Genomic DNA, 17,325 nt, shown 5'->3' on the forward strand with positions numbered 1-17,325 from the left:
AATTGACTAGCTATGCGATTTGGGAACCCATGTGATGAAGTCAGAGGCTACCGCGGCCGTTAGTGTACAAGGTCGAGTCTTAACACGCCATGCGATTCATCGTCATGGGAGTTTAGTGTTGCAGTATTATCTGGCTACCGCCCAAGGCCCTGTGCTGGTGGAAGTGCAAGGCACTGAACACATTTGTTTTTGTCATCAAACTGATGTCACGGCTTTGCAGTTGCAAACGCCGGGTCAAGCATTGCGGTTTGTACCGTTAGCACTCAAAAGCTTTAAAGGCGGCGCGGTTAGTGGTGTTTATGCTAAATCTAGCAATAGTTTACGTACCTTACAGCGCATCGCTAAAGATGCCGACATCCCTTTATTTGAAGCCGACATTCGCCCTGAACAGCGTTATTTAATCGAGCGGTTTGTGGCACTTGATGTGGCGTTTTTAGGGCATTTCTCTGCGCCGACTAGCGACAGTCTTGAGGCTAACTCGCTGCCCGTGTTTATCGCCGAGCGGGCTAAGAGTATTGCCCCTTTAACGGCTGTACATTTGCGCTGTATTTCACTGGATTTTGAATGTAGTTTTGAAGGTTTACTCTATTCAGTTGCACTATATGGTCAATACAGTGGCCGAGACGAAGAGCAAGACAGTCTCAAGCAGACTTATGAAAAAGTGATTATGGTGGGTGAGGCTGAATCAAACTCTCCCGAATATATTGAATGGGTGGCCGATGAGGCTGCACTCATTCATCGATTAATCGCGTGGTTCCATGAGTTTGATCCTGACTTTATTATCGGTTGGTCAGTGGTGAGTTTCGATCTCGCGCTATTGTCACGCCGTGCATTATTACATCGTATTCCGCTCACCATTGGCCGCGGCGGGGCAAAGCTTGAGTGGAAAGTCGATAATAAATTTCGGCCAGAAACCTTAGTTTTACCGGGCCGTGTGGTACTCGATGGTATCGATTGGCTTAAAGCCGCTTTCTATCATTTTGAGCGGTTTTCGTTGGAATTTGTTTCGCGGAAATTATTAGGTGAAGGCAAGGCCATTCATAACGTGGATAATCGCGTTGAAGAAATTGATCAGCTGTTTAAGGCCCACAAACAAGCATTAGCGCATTACAATCTTACTGACAGCCGTCTGGTGTGGGATATTTTTAGTCATACTCAATTATGGGAGTTCGCCCTCGCGCGAGCTGAACTAACAGGTTTAGAGTTGGGGCGGGTTGGGGCTTCGGTGGCGGCATTTAATCATTTGTATTTACCGCATCTACATCGAGCAGGTTACGTCGCTCCCGATGCTCCTGCGAGTGATGGGATCGAAAGCCCCGGTGGCTATGTGATGGATTCTGTACCGGGACTTTATAAGCATATTTTAGTGTTCGATTTTAAAAGTCTATATCCCTCCATTATTCGTACTTTTTTGATTGACCCTAAGGGATTAATTGAAGGTTTGCAATTGCCCGAGTCTGACTGTGTTGCGGGGTTTCTCGGTGGCCGTTTCAGTCGGCAACAGCCCATTTTACCTAAGCTTATCCAAACATTATCTGAGCAGCGCGAAAAGGCCAAAAGTGAGCACAATGCGCCTTTATCCCAAGCGATAAAAATTATCATGAACTCGTTGTATGGGGTTTTAGGTTCTCAAGGTTGTGTTTTCCACGATGCAAAGTTAGCAAGTTCGATCACTATGCGTGGCCATCAAATCATGAAACAAACCCGCGCATGGATAGAAGAGATGGGCTATCAAGTGATTTACGGCGATACGGATTCGACCTTTGTCTGGCTTGGCAGCGAGCCTGATCTCTCAGACATTAACGCCTTAGGTAACACTCTGGCGCGGGAAATTAATGCTAAGTGGCAGGCTAAGATCGCTGAAGATCATCAAGTTGAGAGTTTTCTCGAGTTACAGTTTGAACGCCACTATGAGCAGTTTTTTATGCCGACCTTAAGAAGGTCGTTAGAAGGCAGTAAAAAACGTTATGTTGGCGCGTGGCGTAATGCGAGCGATGAACTTGAGCTTACTTTTAAAGGTATGGAGCAAGTGCGCAGTGATTGGAGCCCTTTAGCGCGCAAAGTTCAAGAGTCACTCTATGAACGGATGTTTAACCAAAGGGATATCAGTGTTTATTTGGCCAGTGTGTTTGAAAAGCTGCTTGATGGTGAGTTGGATGATGATTTGGTATTTCGCAAACGTATGCGACGCAATATTGAAGATTACACGGCTAAATCTTCTCCCCATGTTAAAGTCGCTCAACAATTATGCGACTTAACAGGAGATGCCTCTTTTGGCAAGCGTGGGGCGCAGATTGATTATCTGATTACTGTAAATGGACCGGAATCCTTACTGTACAGAACGTCACCAATTGATTACCAATACTACATTGATAAGCAAATTGGCCCTATTGCCGAGCCTGTTTTTTCGATAATGAAACTAAACTACATGGATATTGCGTCAAAGCAGTTGCTGTTAATATAGTGTTTTTAATGTTCTTTATGTGTTGCGCAGGGTGGCGAATGTAGCGTTTTAACCTGTTTTGTAGAGGTTAACTGGTTTGTTTTTGTGATGTTAATCGACATATTCTTTAGGTTTAGCTTTGAGGGAATATTGAAAGTTTGCTACCCTTTAAGAGGAAATTGTAAGGAAATATAACAACGGAATGACGTTGACAGAACATAAACAAAAAAGGTTAAGCACCAAATGAACAAGACGTTAGTAGCAACTGCGCTTGCAGCAATTTTTTTAGTTCCATCAGTCTCAGCTATCGAGATCTATAAAGATAATAAAAATGCCGTAGAAATCGGTGGTTTTATTGATGCACGCGTGATCAACACTCAAGGGGAAACAGAGGTTGTTAACGGCGCATCTCGCATTAATTTTGGTTTTAATCGTGAGTTGACTGACGGTTGGAAAGCATTTGCTAAATTGGAATGGGGTGTGAACCCTGTTGGTAGTAGCGACATCGTCTATAACAATCGCTTCGAATCTGTTCAAGAAGAGTTCTTTTATAACCGTTTAGGTTACGCTGGTCTGTCCCATGACACTTATGGAACACTGACTATTGGTAAGCAGTGGGGCGCTTGGTACGATGTCGTTTACAACACTAACTACGGTTTTGTGTGGGACGGTAACACTGCAGGTGTTTACACTTATAATAAAGATGATGGCGCGGTAAACGGTGTTGGTCGTGGTGATAAAACAGTTCAATATCGCAATGCATTTGGCGATGTAAGCTTTGCAGTTCAAGCACAATTGAAAAACAGCAGCTTCTATACCTGTGATACAACGGATGATATTTCACAAGCTCAGTGTCAAGCGAACTGGGAAAGCGGTGATAAAGCGGCTCAACAAGTAGAATACAATTATACTTATGGTGGCGCGCTGACTTATAAAGCCACTGATATGCTGACCTTAACTGCGGGTGTTAACCGCGGTGAGTTTGATGTGAGTTTTGGTAACGGCGAACAAACCACAGCGGTTGATCTTATCTACGGTGCAGGTATCACTTGGGGTAACTTCGATAGCAATGGCTTATACGCTGCTGCAAACGTTAACAGACAAGAAAATCATGACACAGACAATATTGGTCGTTTGATTAAAGACGCCTATGGTATTGAAAGTTTAGTTTCATACAAGTTTGACAATGGGTTACGTCCATTCATTTCTTACAACGTGCTTGATGCCGGTAAAGACTACGTCATTCAACCTAACTTTAATGCCGATCCTAACGATGAGTTCAAACGTCAGTTTGTCGTGGTTGGTTTGCATTTTGTATGGGACCCAAACACAGTGCTTTACGTAGAAGCACGTAAAGATTACAGCGATTTTACCAGTGCAGATAAAGAACAAGAAGCTAGAATGGCGCTTTCAGAATCTGACGGTGTTGCCATTGGTATCCGTTACACACTTTAAGTTTCCAGTTTCTATATAGTAGAAACCACTGTTTTAACAAAAAGCCAGTCAGTAATGACTGGCTTTTTTTGTTTTTAACGGTAAGTTAATTTGTAATAAAAAGACATTGTGTATTATTTGTTTGTATTTGGTTGTCTTTTTGTTGATTAAATGTCTCTCATATGATTTTATGCTCCCGCAGCACTTCGGAATGTTTAAGGTGCCCTTGTTTAAAACTGCTTATTAAATAAGCAAATTATAATAAAAACATGATTTTCCCGGGAGATTGACAATGCATAAAAAAAACTTGATAGCAAAATCTGTGCGCTTTGCACTGATTAGCGGTGTGACTGCTACGGTATTAAATGTACCTTTTACATTTGCAGATGATAAAGATGGAGCAAAAGTTGAGCGTATAGCTGTAACTGGTTCGCGAATTAAACGCGCAGATATGGAAACGGCTAGCCCTGTTAGCGTGATTGATGCTTCAGCCATTATTTCCTCTGGTGCAATATCGATTGATGATGTTTTGCAGAAAATGACTTCGGCTGGCGGTGCAATGACTAACGCTGGCATAAATAATGGTTCTGGTGGTAATTCTCGCATAAACCTCAGAGGATTAGGCACTAACCGTACTCTAGTTTTGGTTAATGGTCGTCGAATGATTGCTTCTGGTACAGGAGCTGCTTCTACTGTTGACCTTAATACGATTCCAGTTTCTATGATCCAAAGAGTTGAAGTACTTAAAGATGGTGCTTCTGCGGTTTATGGTACAGATGCTATTGCTGGTGTGGTTAACGTAATTTTGAAAAGAGACTTTGAAGGTTTTGAAGTCAACGCCCAAACCGGCATTTCTGGAGAAGGTGATGCTGACGAGTCTACGATTGATATGACTTTGGGTAACACCTTTGATAAAGGCAATGTCGTTATAGGCGCACAGTATACAAAGCGTGGCGAGGCAAGCCAAGCTGATCGTGATTTTTCTGATTGCCCTGTAACAGAAACTAAGCCTGATGCAAGTGGTAAAATTAGCTTGTTTTGCGGTGGTAGTGGTTATTCTCAAGGTGGTCATATTTGGGGCGATACTGCAGATCTAAGTGGTAGAGGTGGTACTTACCATGATTATGTTACTGCAAATGATGCATATAACTATGCGAAAGATAGTTATCTATCGACGCCAATGGAACGCTTGAATCTCACGGCTGCTGGAACCTATGAGCTGACAGATACAACTCGTTTCTTTACTGAGGCTATGTATTCAAAGCGTTGGTCAAATCAACAAATGGCTCCTCAACCAATTTGGAACAGCGATGCATGGGTTTATAATCCTATTTCAGCTGGTGGTTGGATGACCGATGACCTGCTGCCATGGGTTAAGCCTGGAGAGGAACTCTCTTATGGTCGTCGCATGGTTGAGTCCGGTACCCGTGACTTTAGTCAAGTTGTAGACACTATTCGTATTGTTTTAGGCGTAGAAGGTGAATTTGATAATGGCTGGAGTTGGGATGCCTCTTATAATAAAGGTCGCAACGACTCTGTCGATACTCTGGCAAATCTACATAATTTAGGTTCAATTAATGCAGCAGTTTTAAAGGGGGAGTTTGATCCTTTTTTACAGTCTTCATGGGAAGGTGAGAGCATCACTCCATTCATTTATACCGAAGTAAATAGTGGTGGAAGTGAGTTAGATATTATTGCTGCAACCTTATCGGGTGATATTGTTGAGTTACCAGCGGGTATGATGGGCTTTGCTGCTGGATACGAGAATCGTAAAGAAGCTGCAAAGTTTACACCAGATTCATTAACAGCACAGGGGTTAGCTAATGATCCTAGGGTAGAACCTACCGGTGGTGATTTTAGCGTTAATGAAATTTATGCTGAATTGGCTATCCCATTGTTAAGTGGGTTACCACTAGTGGAACAACTCGATCTAAGTGCTGCAATGCGTTATTTTGATTACAGCACGTTTGGTGATGACACTACATGGAAACTAGGCTTAACTTGGCGAGTATATGATGACCTTATGTTCCGTGGGGGGTTGTCTACTGCATTCCGTGCTCCAACTGTTGATGAGTTATATGGTGGTAAGTCACCATCCTTCGAACAAATTGTTCATCCTGCAACAGAACAAGACCAAGCTGAAGTCACTGTTGGCGGTAATGGGTTATTAACCCCAGAAGAAGCCGACATTACGACGATAGGTTTAGTTTATTCACCAAGCTTCGTAGATGGTCTGTCTATGACTGTTGATTACTACGATATTGAATTAACAAACACTATAACTTCTGTTGACAACAATTATATTGCTAACCAATGTTTAGATGCTGCAGGTAATAAGATCAATACTGATACTGTATTGTGTCAATCTTCTAATATTCAGATTGATAACAGTGGTCGTATTAAGTTTGACAATGGTCTACAAAATATCGGTGCGACGAACACTGCGGGTTATGACATTAATGTTGCTTATGCATTTTCAGCTCTGGGATTGGATTGGAAAGCAGGTTGGGATACATCAATTCTGACCGAATATGAAGAATTCGATCCTGATGGTGTTGCTGTGGATTATCGTGGTTACATTACCGGCGGTACGGGAGCATATGCTAAATTCAAGAGTAATATGAACATCACTGCTAGTGCAGATGACTGGAGCTTTACTTATGAAGCTCGTTATATTGATGGGATGGACTCATTTGCTTGTAAAGGCAAAGAATCTAGTTGTTATGCGCCAACGGTAGGGAGTGTTATATACCATGATCTATCAGGATCTTATGATTTAACTCAAAATATTCGCCTATCAGGTGGTATCAATAACCTGTTCGATAAAGAGCCTCCCTATTACACAGGTAATAATGACTCAAACACAGATCCATATACTTATGAAATGTTAGGTCGTTATTTCTTTGTTCGTGCGAGTATGAAGTTCTAAATCCTCGTTAGCGGGAGTCATTATTCTGTTCCAGCTTTAATAATAAAAACCCTGAGGCAACTTGGGGTTTTTTATCATCAGAATGAAAAAATGGAAAACTAACTGGTAATAGCGTAATGGTCATTTAGATTAAGTCATTTATTTCAATGATTTGGTCACCTTAAATAACGAGTTCTTCTCAAATGGAAGGTAATTAAATTTTTTATTGTTATCTGTTCGACACATTTTCAGAACTCGTCAGTTCTGCCCGTGCACGTTAAATATTACAGACGTCTTTGGTCATTGTTCTTATTGGCAATCAAGGACAAGTCAAATCCAGTCAAATATCGGTATTAAAATCACTTTGGTTAAAAGTGCATGTTTAAGCAGAATTGAGGTTGTTTGTTGAAAATTATTCCCATGTTGTAATGATCTCCCCATTTTTTTCTGAACAAAATTTAGCCATAAAATGTCAGGTTTTTTGAGCACTTATACTTAAAAGTGGTTTTAAGTGTTAATTTTTTGCAAGTATTTGTGTTTGAGTTGTTTTTCAATTTGATAATGGGTAACTCTCCATCACTATAAAATAAATGCTTAAATTTCAATCCATTATGATTTTTATTCAATTTGACACTAGACAAAGCTTATGGCTAATCATCAGCTTTAAACTATTCACAAACGCCGATTACTGTGTTATTTCCGTTTCAATTGTTGATTAAGTGTTTTAAATGTGATTTTATTGGTCTGATTTAGATTGTTGTGTTGCGTTTTCGTGTGGCCCGTCGTGTGATGACGATGGGAATATTATAATAAAGACATACTTATATAGGGAGATTGACAATGTATAAGAACAGCTTTTTAAGCCATTCAATAAAGTACGCATTAGTTGGTAGTGCAGCTGTTGCTGCTCTAAGCACATTTTCTGTTGCTGCAGCAGAAGGTGATGCAGTTGTTGCGGAAAAAACAATTGAGAAAATTGAAGTAACAGGATCTCGCATTCGTTCAACAGACTTGCAAGGTTTCTCACCTGTGCAGGTTATTGGCGCAGATGAGATTGACACTTCGAGTGTTGCTAACGTTCAAGAATTGCTGCTTAAAAATCCAGCATTTGGTGCCCCCGCGCTTAGCCGTACTAACTCTAACTTTTTAACCTCAGGTTCTGGTGTTTCCACTGTTGATTTACGTAATCTTGGGAGTGAGCGAACTTTAGTTCTAGTTAATGGACGTCGTTTTGTTTCAGGTGTACCAGGTGATACTGCTGTTGACTTAAATACAATTCCAACTCAATTTATTGAGCGTGTTGAGATTATGACGGGCGGCGCTTCAGCCGTTTATGGTTCAGACGCTGTGGCTGGCGTAGTTAACATCATCTATAAAAAAGAATTTGAAGGTATTGAATTTGATGTTCAAAAAGGTCAAAGCGCCGAAGGTGATAGCGAAGATGATCAAATTCAATTTACTATGGGTACATCATCTGCTAACGGTAAAGGTAACATCATGGTGCATGGTGCTTACACTAACCAAGGTGCCGTCTACTCACGCGATCGTGATCGCTCGGCAATCGATCAAATATCTTTAGGTGCTGCAGTAACGGGTCTGCCTGAAGATATGTTTACGCCGATGCAACCATTTTACTCAAGTTTTGCACCACAAGGCCGTTTTGTTGCAGGTGGTAAGCCATATACTTATGATAAGAACGGTAACTTTATCTCTGGTTTCTCAACCAATGGAACAGATACCCGTGAAGCTGATGGCTATAACCGCAACGCTATCCGTACAATTGCGGTACCGACGGAGCGCTACCTTTTTGCAGCGACAGGTAAGTATGAGTTTGCAGATGGATGGAACGCTACACTTGAAGGAACCTATGCATCAACTCAAACACAGAGCCAGTTAGAACCCTTTGCACTGTCTTCGGTTGATGTTTTTAAAGGCTCTGGTGGACAGCTTCCTGTTGAGTTTGAACAATTTATTGAAAGTGCGACTAATCCCGGTGAATATGAACGTACTTTAGTACGTAACTCTGTGATACCTGATGAGCTTTATAACTTAGCTACAGATACAAATGGTGATGGTTTAAAGGATATCTCTTTTACTCGCCGTATGTCTGATATAGCTAACCGTGGTAGCAGAGCTGACCGTGATACTTTCCGTATTATGACAGGTATTGATGGCGAATTAACTGACGGATGGTTTTTAGATACTTATTTCTCATACGGTCAAAGTAAAGAAGGACAAACTGGTACAGGCCAAGTTAACGTTCTGAATTTTAAATCAGCGCTAGAAGCTGTTACTGATGAGTTTGGTAATAAAGTATGCCGTGATGCTACAGCTCGCGCTCAAGGTTGTGTGCCGATTAATATATTTGGTGCTGGTACTGTGTCACCAGAAGCGGCTAATTATGTGAATGCACCTAGCTCATTAAACACACTTGCAACACAAACTGTTGCAGGTATGAGTGTTTCTGGTGATGTCTTTGAATTACCAGCTGGTTTCGTCGGTGTTGCGGTGGGTGCCGAGTATCGTGAGGAATATGCTCGTAGTGAATTTGATGCGTTACAACAAGCTGGCTTAAATGCGGGTAATGCTATACCAAGCACTGAGGGCGAGTTTGATGTGATGGAATATTTCACTGAGGTGAATGTGCCATTGATTGCTGATGCATTTATGGCTAAGCAGTTAAATTTACGTGGTGCAGTACGTTTCTCAGATTATTCTACCGTTGGTAATACTGAAAGCTGGAACGTTGCTCTTGACTGGGCACCTATTGATGAACTTCGTTTTAGGGCTATTCGTGCTTTATCAACGAGGGCTCCAAATATTGGTGAGTTGTATTCACCACCAAGCCAAACTTTTCCAACTGGCTTGACAGATCCATGTCAGGGTGTTACTGCAACGACAACAGGTGCGCAAGCTGAAGCATGTCGCACTGATGCTGGTGTGATGGCGAATATCGCAGCAAATGGAGCATTTACTTTAAATCAGTCAGATATTCAAGGTGTGAGTGGTTATAATCGTGGTAATCCAGATTTAGACGCTGAAAAAGGTAAGTCATGGACCTTTGGTGTAACCTATTCACCAGATGGTATTGCAGTGTTAGAGGACTTTGATTTTAATATCGATTATTTCGACATTGAAATCGAAGACGCTATAGTTAGTACTGGCCGCCAGTATATTTTGGACCAATGTTACGGAGGTAATGCTGCATTATGTAGTTTTATTACCCGTCGACAAGCACCTGAAGGCCCAAACAGTGCTGGTTCTTTAGAGTATATTGACTCTGCTGTAACCAACAGTGGTGGTTACGTTACATCTGGTATTGACTATGTCATAACTTACGCAAAAGATTTAGAAGATTATGGTTTAGTCGGCCAAACAAATGCGCGTTTAGCATATACCCATGTGATTAAAGGTTATGAAATACCGTTGCCAGGTGCTGAGCCTGATAACTTTAATGGGGAAATTGATGCCCCTCAAGATAAGTTCTACTTATCATTGGGCTATGAAATTGGTGATTTCAACATCGCTTGGAATACAACTTATATCGGTGAGTCATTCTTAGATGATGGTTTCTTATCTGGCTATGACTTAGCTCCTGAGTCTGTTGGTGTTGGTTCTGTTACTTACCATGACTTAAATGTAGCATATCGCCCATTTGATATGGCCGAGTTTTATGTTGGTATTAATAACTTATTCGACCAAGATCCCCCACCAATTATCAGTGGATTGCCAGGTAGTAGCACTGGTGTAGAAACTGCAGCGAGTACTTATGATCCAATTGGTCGTCGTTACTATGCGGGTGTAAGATTTAAGTTTTAAGTTTTAAGTTTTAAGTTTTAAGTTTTAGTTGGTATAAAGCCCTCTGGATTTTTAGAGGGCTTTTTTCATATTTACGGTATCTAATTTGGTTTTGTCTGCTAGCGGGTTAGTTAACATCAGTTATAAATGAGTATTGTCTTTTCTAGTTGATTGATTTTTATGCTCATCTTTTTAGCCTGGAAGGCATAAGCAACTGGACCTTTGATGAAACTCACTAAAACTCAGGCAACTACGTCGCCTTAGATATACTATCTGAGAAATATTTTTCTGTTAATCAAAAATTTTATTGATCATAAATCGATTACGCAGCATCAAGTCCAAGCATTCTGAGTTTAAGTTAGTTAAGTTATTAAAAACGATGCCAGTTGGTTTGAATTAGCGGTTAAACAGAGACTCATGGCGCTAAGGTTGTTCATAACAGTTTAAGAATGCCGGTATCGCTGGTGAATTAAGGAAGTGCTTTGGGCAGATAAATTCAGTTAAATAGGTTTTGAAATTGCTATATTCAGACTGATGTAAGGCCACAGCTAGGGAGTGATGACTTTATTGTAATTGGATTTTGTTCGCTTTTATCCGCAGTTCGGATGAGTCAAATTAATGAAAGCTTCCTCTAAATTATCCATTCTAAATTCTTCTACTATTAACATTCCCCGAAAAAACGGGGTCTTCGATTTCTTTAATATTGTTTCATTCCTAATCCTTAAGTAAATTTTTATTGAGAGGAGTAGGATATGAGTAAAGAACATCTACTTGAGTCGCCATTATGTTAAAAAATGTTAATTTTAATAAAGAGGGTACGCAAAGTTGGTTGTTGGCTATCTTTATGATTTTATGGGTTTTAAATTGATTTTATATTTTGTAACACAAATAATAATAACCCTAAAGATTCATTTCCGCCTAAAAAAACACCTTTCGTAAAAAATTTCATTATTAACGCTTCTTTACACTAGTTTTTAGTCGTCTGAAATGTTGACACAGGTCAACATTTTGTGAAATGATGCCAGCGGGTCTATGCCTGTAAGGGCGTAGGAAAGGGAAGAAAAAACTAAGAATCACAAGAGAAAGACGAACTTACAGAAATTTTTTCGGCAAGTATTTATTCCTTGTCGTTATGTTGCTGGTAAGTTAAACCTTTTTATTCACTTCAAATTGGTTGGGAACTATGTCCAAGGTAAGCAATAGAACAAAAATCGCTACTGCACTTGTTGGCGTGCTGGCATTAGCGAGCAGCAACTTAGTAGTTGCAGATCCTCTTACCGACGTGCAGAAAGCGGATAGTATGATCCATGCTGATGCTGCTGCGTCGCAAAAGAACGTTGATAAGTATTTCGATCAAGCACAAGACATGCTTTTTGAGTATGGTTCTGTCGCAGATGAGCGCGAATCACTGAAATCATATAACGATTACGTTGCAAGCTTAGTCGCTGATCAACAAAAGACAATGGATTCAGTGCAGGGTGACATCAATGGTGTTGATAAACTTCGCCAAGGTGTTGTGCCATTAATGTTTAAAATGGTTGAGTCATTAGAACAGTTTGTTCAATTAGATTTACCTTTTAATTCTGAAATACGCACTAATCGTGTTAATGAACTGAAAAAACTTCTTAATACTGCCGAAGTCACACTAGCAGAAAAATACCGTCTAATTCTTGATGCTTATAGTATTGAGCGTGAATACGGTAGTGCTGTTGCCGTTAACCAAGGTAAGTTAAACCTAGATGGTAAAGAAGTGTTGGTTGACTTCTTTAACTTAGGTCGTGTTGCTCTTTATGCACAGAGTTTAGATCAAAAGACTGGCTGGATGTACAACCCAGAATCTAAGGGTTGGGATAAGTTAGATGACAGCTATTTGCGTGAACTGACCAAAGGTATCCGCATTGCCCGTAAACAAGGCGCTCTAGATCTATTCGCGTTACCAATTCCTGCTGCGGAGACTGCACAATAATGAAGAAGTTAATTACTACAGCTGTGTTGGCTGCAAGTTTCTCTTTAACTGCTGGTATGGCGAGCGCTGCTGATGCGCCTAAGTCAATTGACCAATTATTGCAACAAGTTAAAGTTGAACGCGCTGCAGAAGGTAAAGTCAACAGTAAGCGTGAGCAAGAATTCCAAGCAGAACGTGGCGACAAAGCTGCATTATTAAAGCGTGAAAAAGATGCTTTAGCTGCTGAAAAGCAACGTGGTAAAGATTTAAACCAAGCGTTCTTAGATAACGAGCGTAAAATTGCTCAGTTAGAAGAGGATCTAAAAACGGCTCAAGGTGACTTGGGTGAAATGTTTGGTGTAGTTAAAGGTGAAGCCGGTGATTTCGCTGGTAAACTGGCAAGCTCAAACATCAGTGCTCAATTCCCAAATCGCGATAAATTCATCGCTGATTTAGGTGCCCGTAAGCAATTGCCAAAAATTGAAGAGTTAGAACAATTTTGGCAAGAGCAGCTATTTGAAATGGCGCAATCTGGCAAAGTGGTTAAGTTTGAAGGTTCTGTTACCGAAATTGATGGTAACGTGAAAACGACGACTATTCATCGTATTGGTGCTTATAACTTAACGGCTGACGGTAAATACGTTGTATATAACCCTGAATTAGGTTTAATTCAGCAGTTATCTCAACAACCTGAAGGCTATCAAGTTAGCGCTGTTGCAAAATGGGAAGAAACGGCTTCTGGTACAGCACCTTTCTATATCGACCCTGCACGTGGCGTACTGTTAAACATCTTTACGAACAAAGCTAGCATGGAAGATCGTATCGAGTCAGGCGGTACCATTGGTTATATTATTCTGATATTACTTGCTATTGGTTTATTAATTGCGGTTGAGCGTTTCATTGTGCTGGCAGCTATCGGTGCAAAAGTTAAACGCCAAGCTAAGAATGTTGATAACCCAGGTAACAATGCCCTTGGTCGTATCTTGAAGGTTTACCATGAAAACAAAGATGTTGATGTTGAAACATTAGAGTTGAAGCTGGATGAAGCTATTCTGAAAGAAACGCCTGCATTAGAAGCTCGAATTTCAATTTTGAAAGTCATTGCAGCTATCGGCCCAATGTTAGGTCTGCTAGGTACAGTAACTGGTATGATTGCGACCTTCCAAAGTATCCAACTGTTCGGTACTGGCGATCCTAAACTGATGGCGGGTGGTATCTCTATGGCTCTGGTTACTACAGTACAAGGTCTGGTTGCGGCTCTGCCACTGATGTTACTACATGCAATACTCGTTGCGCGTAGCAAATCAATCACCCAAATTTTGGAAGAGCAAAGTGCGGGCATTATTGCAGCACATGCTGAGAAGAGGGCTAACTAATGATGCTATACCTGATGGACATATGGGATTCCGTCAGGGGCTTCATGGCCGCTGGAGGAAACGTCCTTTGGTTGGTTGCGTTTGTATTGTTCTTCATGTGGGTATTGATGCTTGAGCGTTATTGGTATCTTAATTGGATATCACCAAAGCAACATAAAGCTATCATATCTGCGTGGGATGCTAGAGAGGAAACAACCTCTTGGTACGCACACCGTATCCGTGAAGCTTGGCTGTCCCAAGCGAAGCAAGATTTGAATGCACGTATGCTGATGATTAAAACCTTAGTAGCTATTTGTCCTATGATAGGTTTGTTAGGTACCGTAACCGGTATGATTTCAGTGTTTGATGTGATGGCAGTTCAGGGGACGAGTAATGCTCGTTTAATGGCGGCTGGTATTTCAATGGCGACTATGCCCACGATGGCGGGGATGGTTGCAGCATTATCGGGAGTATTCTTTAGTACTCGTCTGGATGTAAAAATGAAAATCAGTTTAGAAAAGCTAAAAGACAGCATGCCGCACCACTAGAGAGAGATTGAACATGGCACGTAAAAAGCATTCCAGCGTAGACGAGGAAGCGCAAATTGATATGACACCGATGCTCGACATCGTGTTTATCATGTTGATCTTCTTCATTGTAACAACGTCATTTGTGAAACCTTCTGGTTTGGATTATAACAAACCAAAAGCTTCGCAAGCGACTTCAAAGCCTTCGGCTAACATCTTTATCGGCGTCAGTAAAACAGGCGTGATCATGATGGAAAACCGTCAGGTTGATATCGAACGTGTAACGGCAAACGTTGAGCGCATGCTGGCTGAAGCTCCTGAAGCTGCGGTATTGATTCAGGCTGATAAAGACGCAATGCACGGCTTAGTTGTTAAAGTTCTAGACCAAGTCAAAGCGGCTGGTATAGATAAAATTTCGGTATCTGCGGGGAACGATTAATATGCTAAGAGCACTAGTATCGATCATTATTGGTGCTGCTGTGACTTTTGGTCTGTTCGCTTTTATGGCGTTCTTGGTCGGTGGCGGCGCACAGCGCGGCGAAACATCGGCCGAGACCCCTGTAATTGAAATCACTATGGATAGACAGGATTCAAAAGCACAGAATAAGCCAAGGGTAGTGCCTAAGCCGCCGCCACCGCCAGAACAGCCACAGAAGCCTGAGGCAACGCCGCCAGAATCTTCGAGCAATATTGACACAGCAATGTCGTTCAATATGGGTGGTGTAGAAGCTGGAGGTCCAAGTACCGGTTTTAAATTAGGCAATATGATGACTCGCGATGGTGATGCTACACCTATCGTTCGTATCGAACCTCAGTATCCAATTGCTGCGGCGCGTGATGGTAAAGAAGGTTGGGTACAACTTCGTTTTACCATTAACGAACTCGGTGGTATCGACGACGTTGAAGTTATTCAAGCAGAACCAAAACGCTTATTTGATAAAGAAGCTATTCGTGCACTGAAGAAGTGGAAGTACAAGCCAAAGATTGTTGATGGCAAGCCATTGAAACAACCTGGTATGACAGTACAACTAGACTTCACCTTAGATAAAGGAGGCAACCAATAATGCGTAATGTTAATAAAATCGCAGTTCTATTATTGCTTTCTGTTTGTGGAGGTTCATTAACTCTTTCATCTGCAGTCGCAGAAGAAAAGTGTGCTATCGACAAACGTCAATCTAAAGCCGTGGGCGAAGGTGCGGCGAAGAAAGTTCAGAAGTCATTTGAAGCTTATACCAATGGTCAGGTCGATGAAGCTATTGCTATTTTGCTAGAGGCAAATGCCAAGAACGACTTCGATAAAGCCTATGTTGCACGTATGTTGGGTAACTTTTATGCCGAGAAAGGCAAAATGGATACCGCGATCAAGTACCTAAAACAAGCTGTTGAAGCTGATATTTTAGGTGGTACAGATCATGCTGCAACTATGCGTCTTTATGCTGATTTGCTATTACAAGAGAAAAAGTTTAAGGAAGCGATTCCTTATTATTACAAGTGGATGGAATTTACTTGTAAATCCGATTCTCAAATGTATCGCCGTATTGGTATTGCGCATTCAGAACTTAAACAGTGGGATAAAGTGATTGAAGTGGCCGACAAAGGTCTTTCATTAGCTGAAGCTCCTGACAAAGGTCTGTATCAAATGAAACTGACAGCTTACTTCAATCAGAAGAAGTACAAGAAAGCTGTTGGCGTGTTAGAAGTCATGGTGCCTTTATTCCCGGATGATGGCAGATTGTGGGTTCAATTAGCACAGTTTTATTTGATGGTTGAAGACTATGACAAGTCTCTTGCAACTTACGATTTGGCTTATAGAAATGGTTTCTTAGATAGCGCGGGCAACATTACGCGTTTAGCGCAGTTAATGGCACAAAAAGGTGCTCCTTATCAAGCCGCTAAAATTTATCAGAAACATATGAAATCAGGCATGATCGCTGAGGACGCTAAGTCTTTAGAGATTTTGGCGGGTTTCTATCAAAATGCGAAAGAGTTTAAGCAAGCTGCTGAGTATTACGGTAAAGCTGCAGCCATCACCAACGATGGCAAGACTTACTTGAAACAAGGTCGCTTATTAAACTTGAATGAACAATATACAGCTGCGATCCCTGTGCTTGAAAAAGCCATATCAATGGGTATTGATCATCCTGGTGAAGCAAACTTCGAATTAGCTTTGGCTCATTTAAGTTTGAAACAGTATAAGTCGGCTTATAACCGTGCAGTGTTAGCTGCTAATGATAAGAAGACACAGAAGAGTGCAAATAGCTATATCTCTTATATTAAAGAGAAAGCACGTATGCATAATGTCACACTGTAATTACTTCGCAGTTTAGTGTTTAAATCGAAAAGCCCCGCAAGGGGCTTTTTCTTTGGTATCAATAAGCCTATTTACTGTAAGCGGATTAAGGCTTGGGATTGATCATGATTTTTTTCAAGTTGTTGTGAAAGTTGGCTGACATTACTGAAGAGTGACTCTATTTTACTTTCCTGTGTAGGTAGGCAAATACAGGCAGCCAGTTTATAGTCGATTGTCAGTTTATGATGTTTACCAAAATCTTGATTAAAGTCAGATATTTGTTGTTCTATTCGTTTTAACACTACTTCCGTCCCCACCTCATCTATATTGAACAAACCCAACGCAAAGTGATTGTGATCTAGCCTAGCAATCATATCTGTTGCTCTTAATAGCGCTTCTTGCACTTGTTTAGTAAAGAATTCGAGTAAATGGGGTTGTTTGACGGTTTCATGAATGTGAGGGCACAGATACAATAGTGCCAAGCTTTGGTGGTCTCTCATGTGACGATGCCATTCTCGGTTGAATACTTCCATGAAATAGGTTTGGTTATAGACTCCAGTTTCTGGATCCCTGAAACCTGAGTTGCGGAACGAGTAGATCATAGATTAACTCCGATAGCAGACCT

The 17,325-nt window shown here is 41.2% G+C and carries 11 protein-coding genes; 10 read left to right on the forward strand and 1 reads right to left on the reverse strand.

Annotated elements, in window-relative coordinates:
- Positions 1-34: 34 nt before the first annotated feature.
- From HUB64_RS04835 to HUB64_RS04880, 10 genes are all read left to right on the forward strand, one after another.
- On the forward strand, positions 35-2,464 hold the full coding sequence (locus HUB64_RS04835) for a DNA polymerase II (protein WP_173496513.1): 2,430 nt from the start codon (positions 35-37) through the stop codon (positions 2,462-2,464).
- Positions 2,465-2,686: 222 nt separating this feature from the next.
- The gene (locus HUB64_RS04840; protein WP_028760445.1) at positions 2,687-3,898 is read left to right on the forward strand and encodes a porin; all 1,212 of its coding nucleotides are present in this window, start codon (positions 2,687-2,689) and stop codon (positions 3,896-3,898) included.
- 271 nt (positions 3,899-4,169) lie between these two features.
- On the forward strand, positions 4,170-6,806 hold the full coding sequence (locus HUB64_RS04845) for a TonB-dependent receptor (RefSeq protein ID WP_028760444.1): 2,637 nt from the start codon (positions 4,170-4,172) through the stop codon (positions 6,804-6,806).
- A gap of 819 nt (positions 6,807-7,625) precedes the next feature.
- The gene (locus HUB64_RS04850; RefSeq protein ID WP_173245588.1) at positions 7,626-10,604 is read left to right on the forward strand and encodes a TonB-dependent receptor; all 2,979 of its coding nucleotides are present in this window, start codon (positions 7,626-7,628) and stop codon (positions 10,602-10,604) included.
- Positions 10,605-11,766: 1,162 nt separating this feature from the next.
- Positions 11,767-12,549 carry a DUF3450 domain-containing protein gene (locus tag HUB64_RS04855; protein ID WP_113938838.1) on the forward strand — a complete coding sequence of 261 codons (783 nt, stop codon included), beginning with the start codon at positions 11,767-11,769 and terminating at the stop codon, positions 12,547-12,549.
- Positions 12,549-13,904 carry a MotA/TolQ/ExbB proton channel family protein gene (locus HUB64_RS04860; protein WP_173496514.1) on the forward strand — a complete coding sequence of 452 codons (1,356 nt, stop codon included), beginning with the start codon at positions 12,549-12,551 and terminating at the stop codon, positions 13,902-13,904. The genes HUB64_RS04855 and HUB64_RS04860 overlap by 1 nt, the downstream gene beginning before the upstream one ends.
- Entirely contained in the window at positions 13,904-14,431 is a 528-nt protein-coding gene (locus tag HUB64_RS04865; protein WP_113938836.1) for a MotA/TolQ/ExbB proton channel family protein, read from the forward strand. Before HUB64_RS04860 ends, HUB64_RS04865 begins: the two co-directional genes overlap by 1 nt.
- 13 nt (positions 14,432-14,444) lie before the next feature.
- On the forward strand, positions 14,445-14,849 hold the full coding sequence (locus HUB64_RS04870; protein ID WP_037428129.1) for a biopolymer transporter ExbD: 405 nt from the start codon (positions 14,445-14,447) through the stop codon (positions 14,847-14,849).
- A 1-nt stretch (position 14,850) separates the two neighbouring features.
- The gene (locus tag HUB64_RS04875; RefSeq protein WP_131524316.1) at positions 14,851-15,474 is read left to right on the forward strand and encodes an energy transducer TonB; all 624 of its coding nucleotides are present in this window, start codon (positions 14,851-14,853) and stop codon (positions 15,472-15,474) included.
- Positions 15,474-16,721 (forward strand): tetratricopeptide repeat protein, encoded by a 1,248-nt coding sequence (locus HUB64_RS04880; RefSeq protein WP_131524317.1) that lies wholly within the window; start codon positions 15,474-15,476, stop codon positions 16,719-16,721. The genes HUB64_RS04875 and HUB64_RS04880 overlap by 1 nt, the downstream gene beginning before the upstream one ends.
- Before the next feature lie 71 nt (positions 16,722-16,792).
- On the opposite strand, the gene HUB64_RS04885 is transcribed toward HUB64_RS04880, so the two are convergent.
- A complete protein-coding gene (locus HUB64_RS04885) occupies positions 16,793-17,302 on the reverse strand; it encodes a diguanylate cyclase (RefSeq protein ID WP_028760435.1) in 510 nt (169 codons plus the stop codon).
- Between the last annotated feature and the right edge of the window lie 23 nt (positions 17,303-17,325).

Source organism: Shewanella sp. ISTPL2 (assembly GCF_013283205.1).
Classification (GTDB): Bacteria; Pseudomonadota; Gammaproteobacteria; order Enterobacterales; family Shewanellaceae; genus Shewanella; species Shewanella oncorhynchi.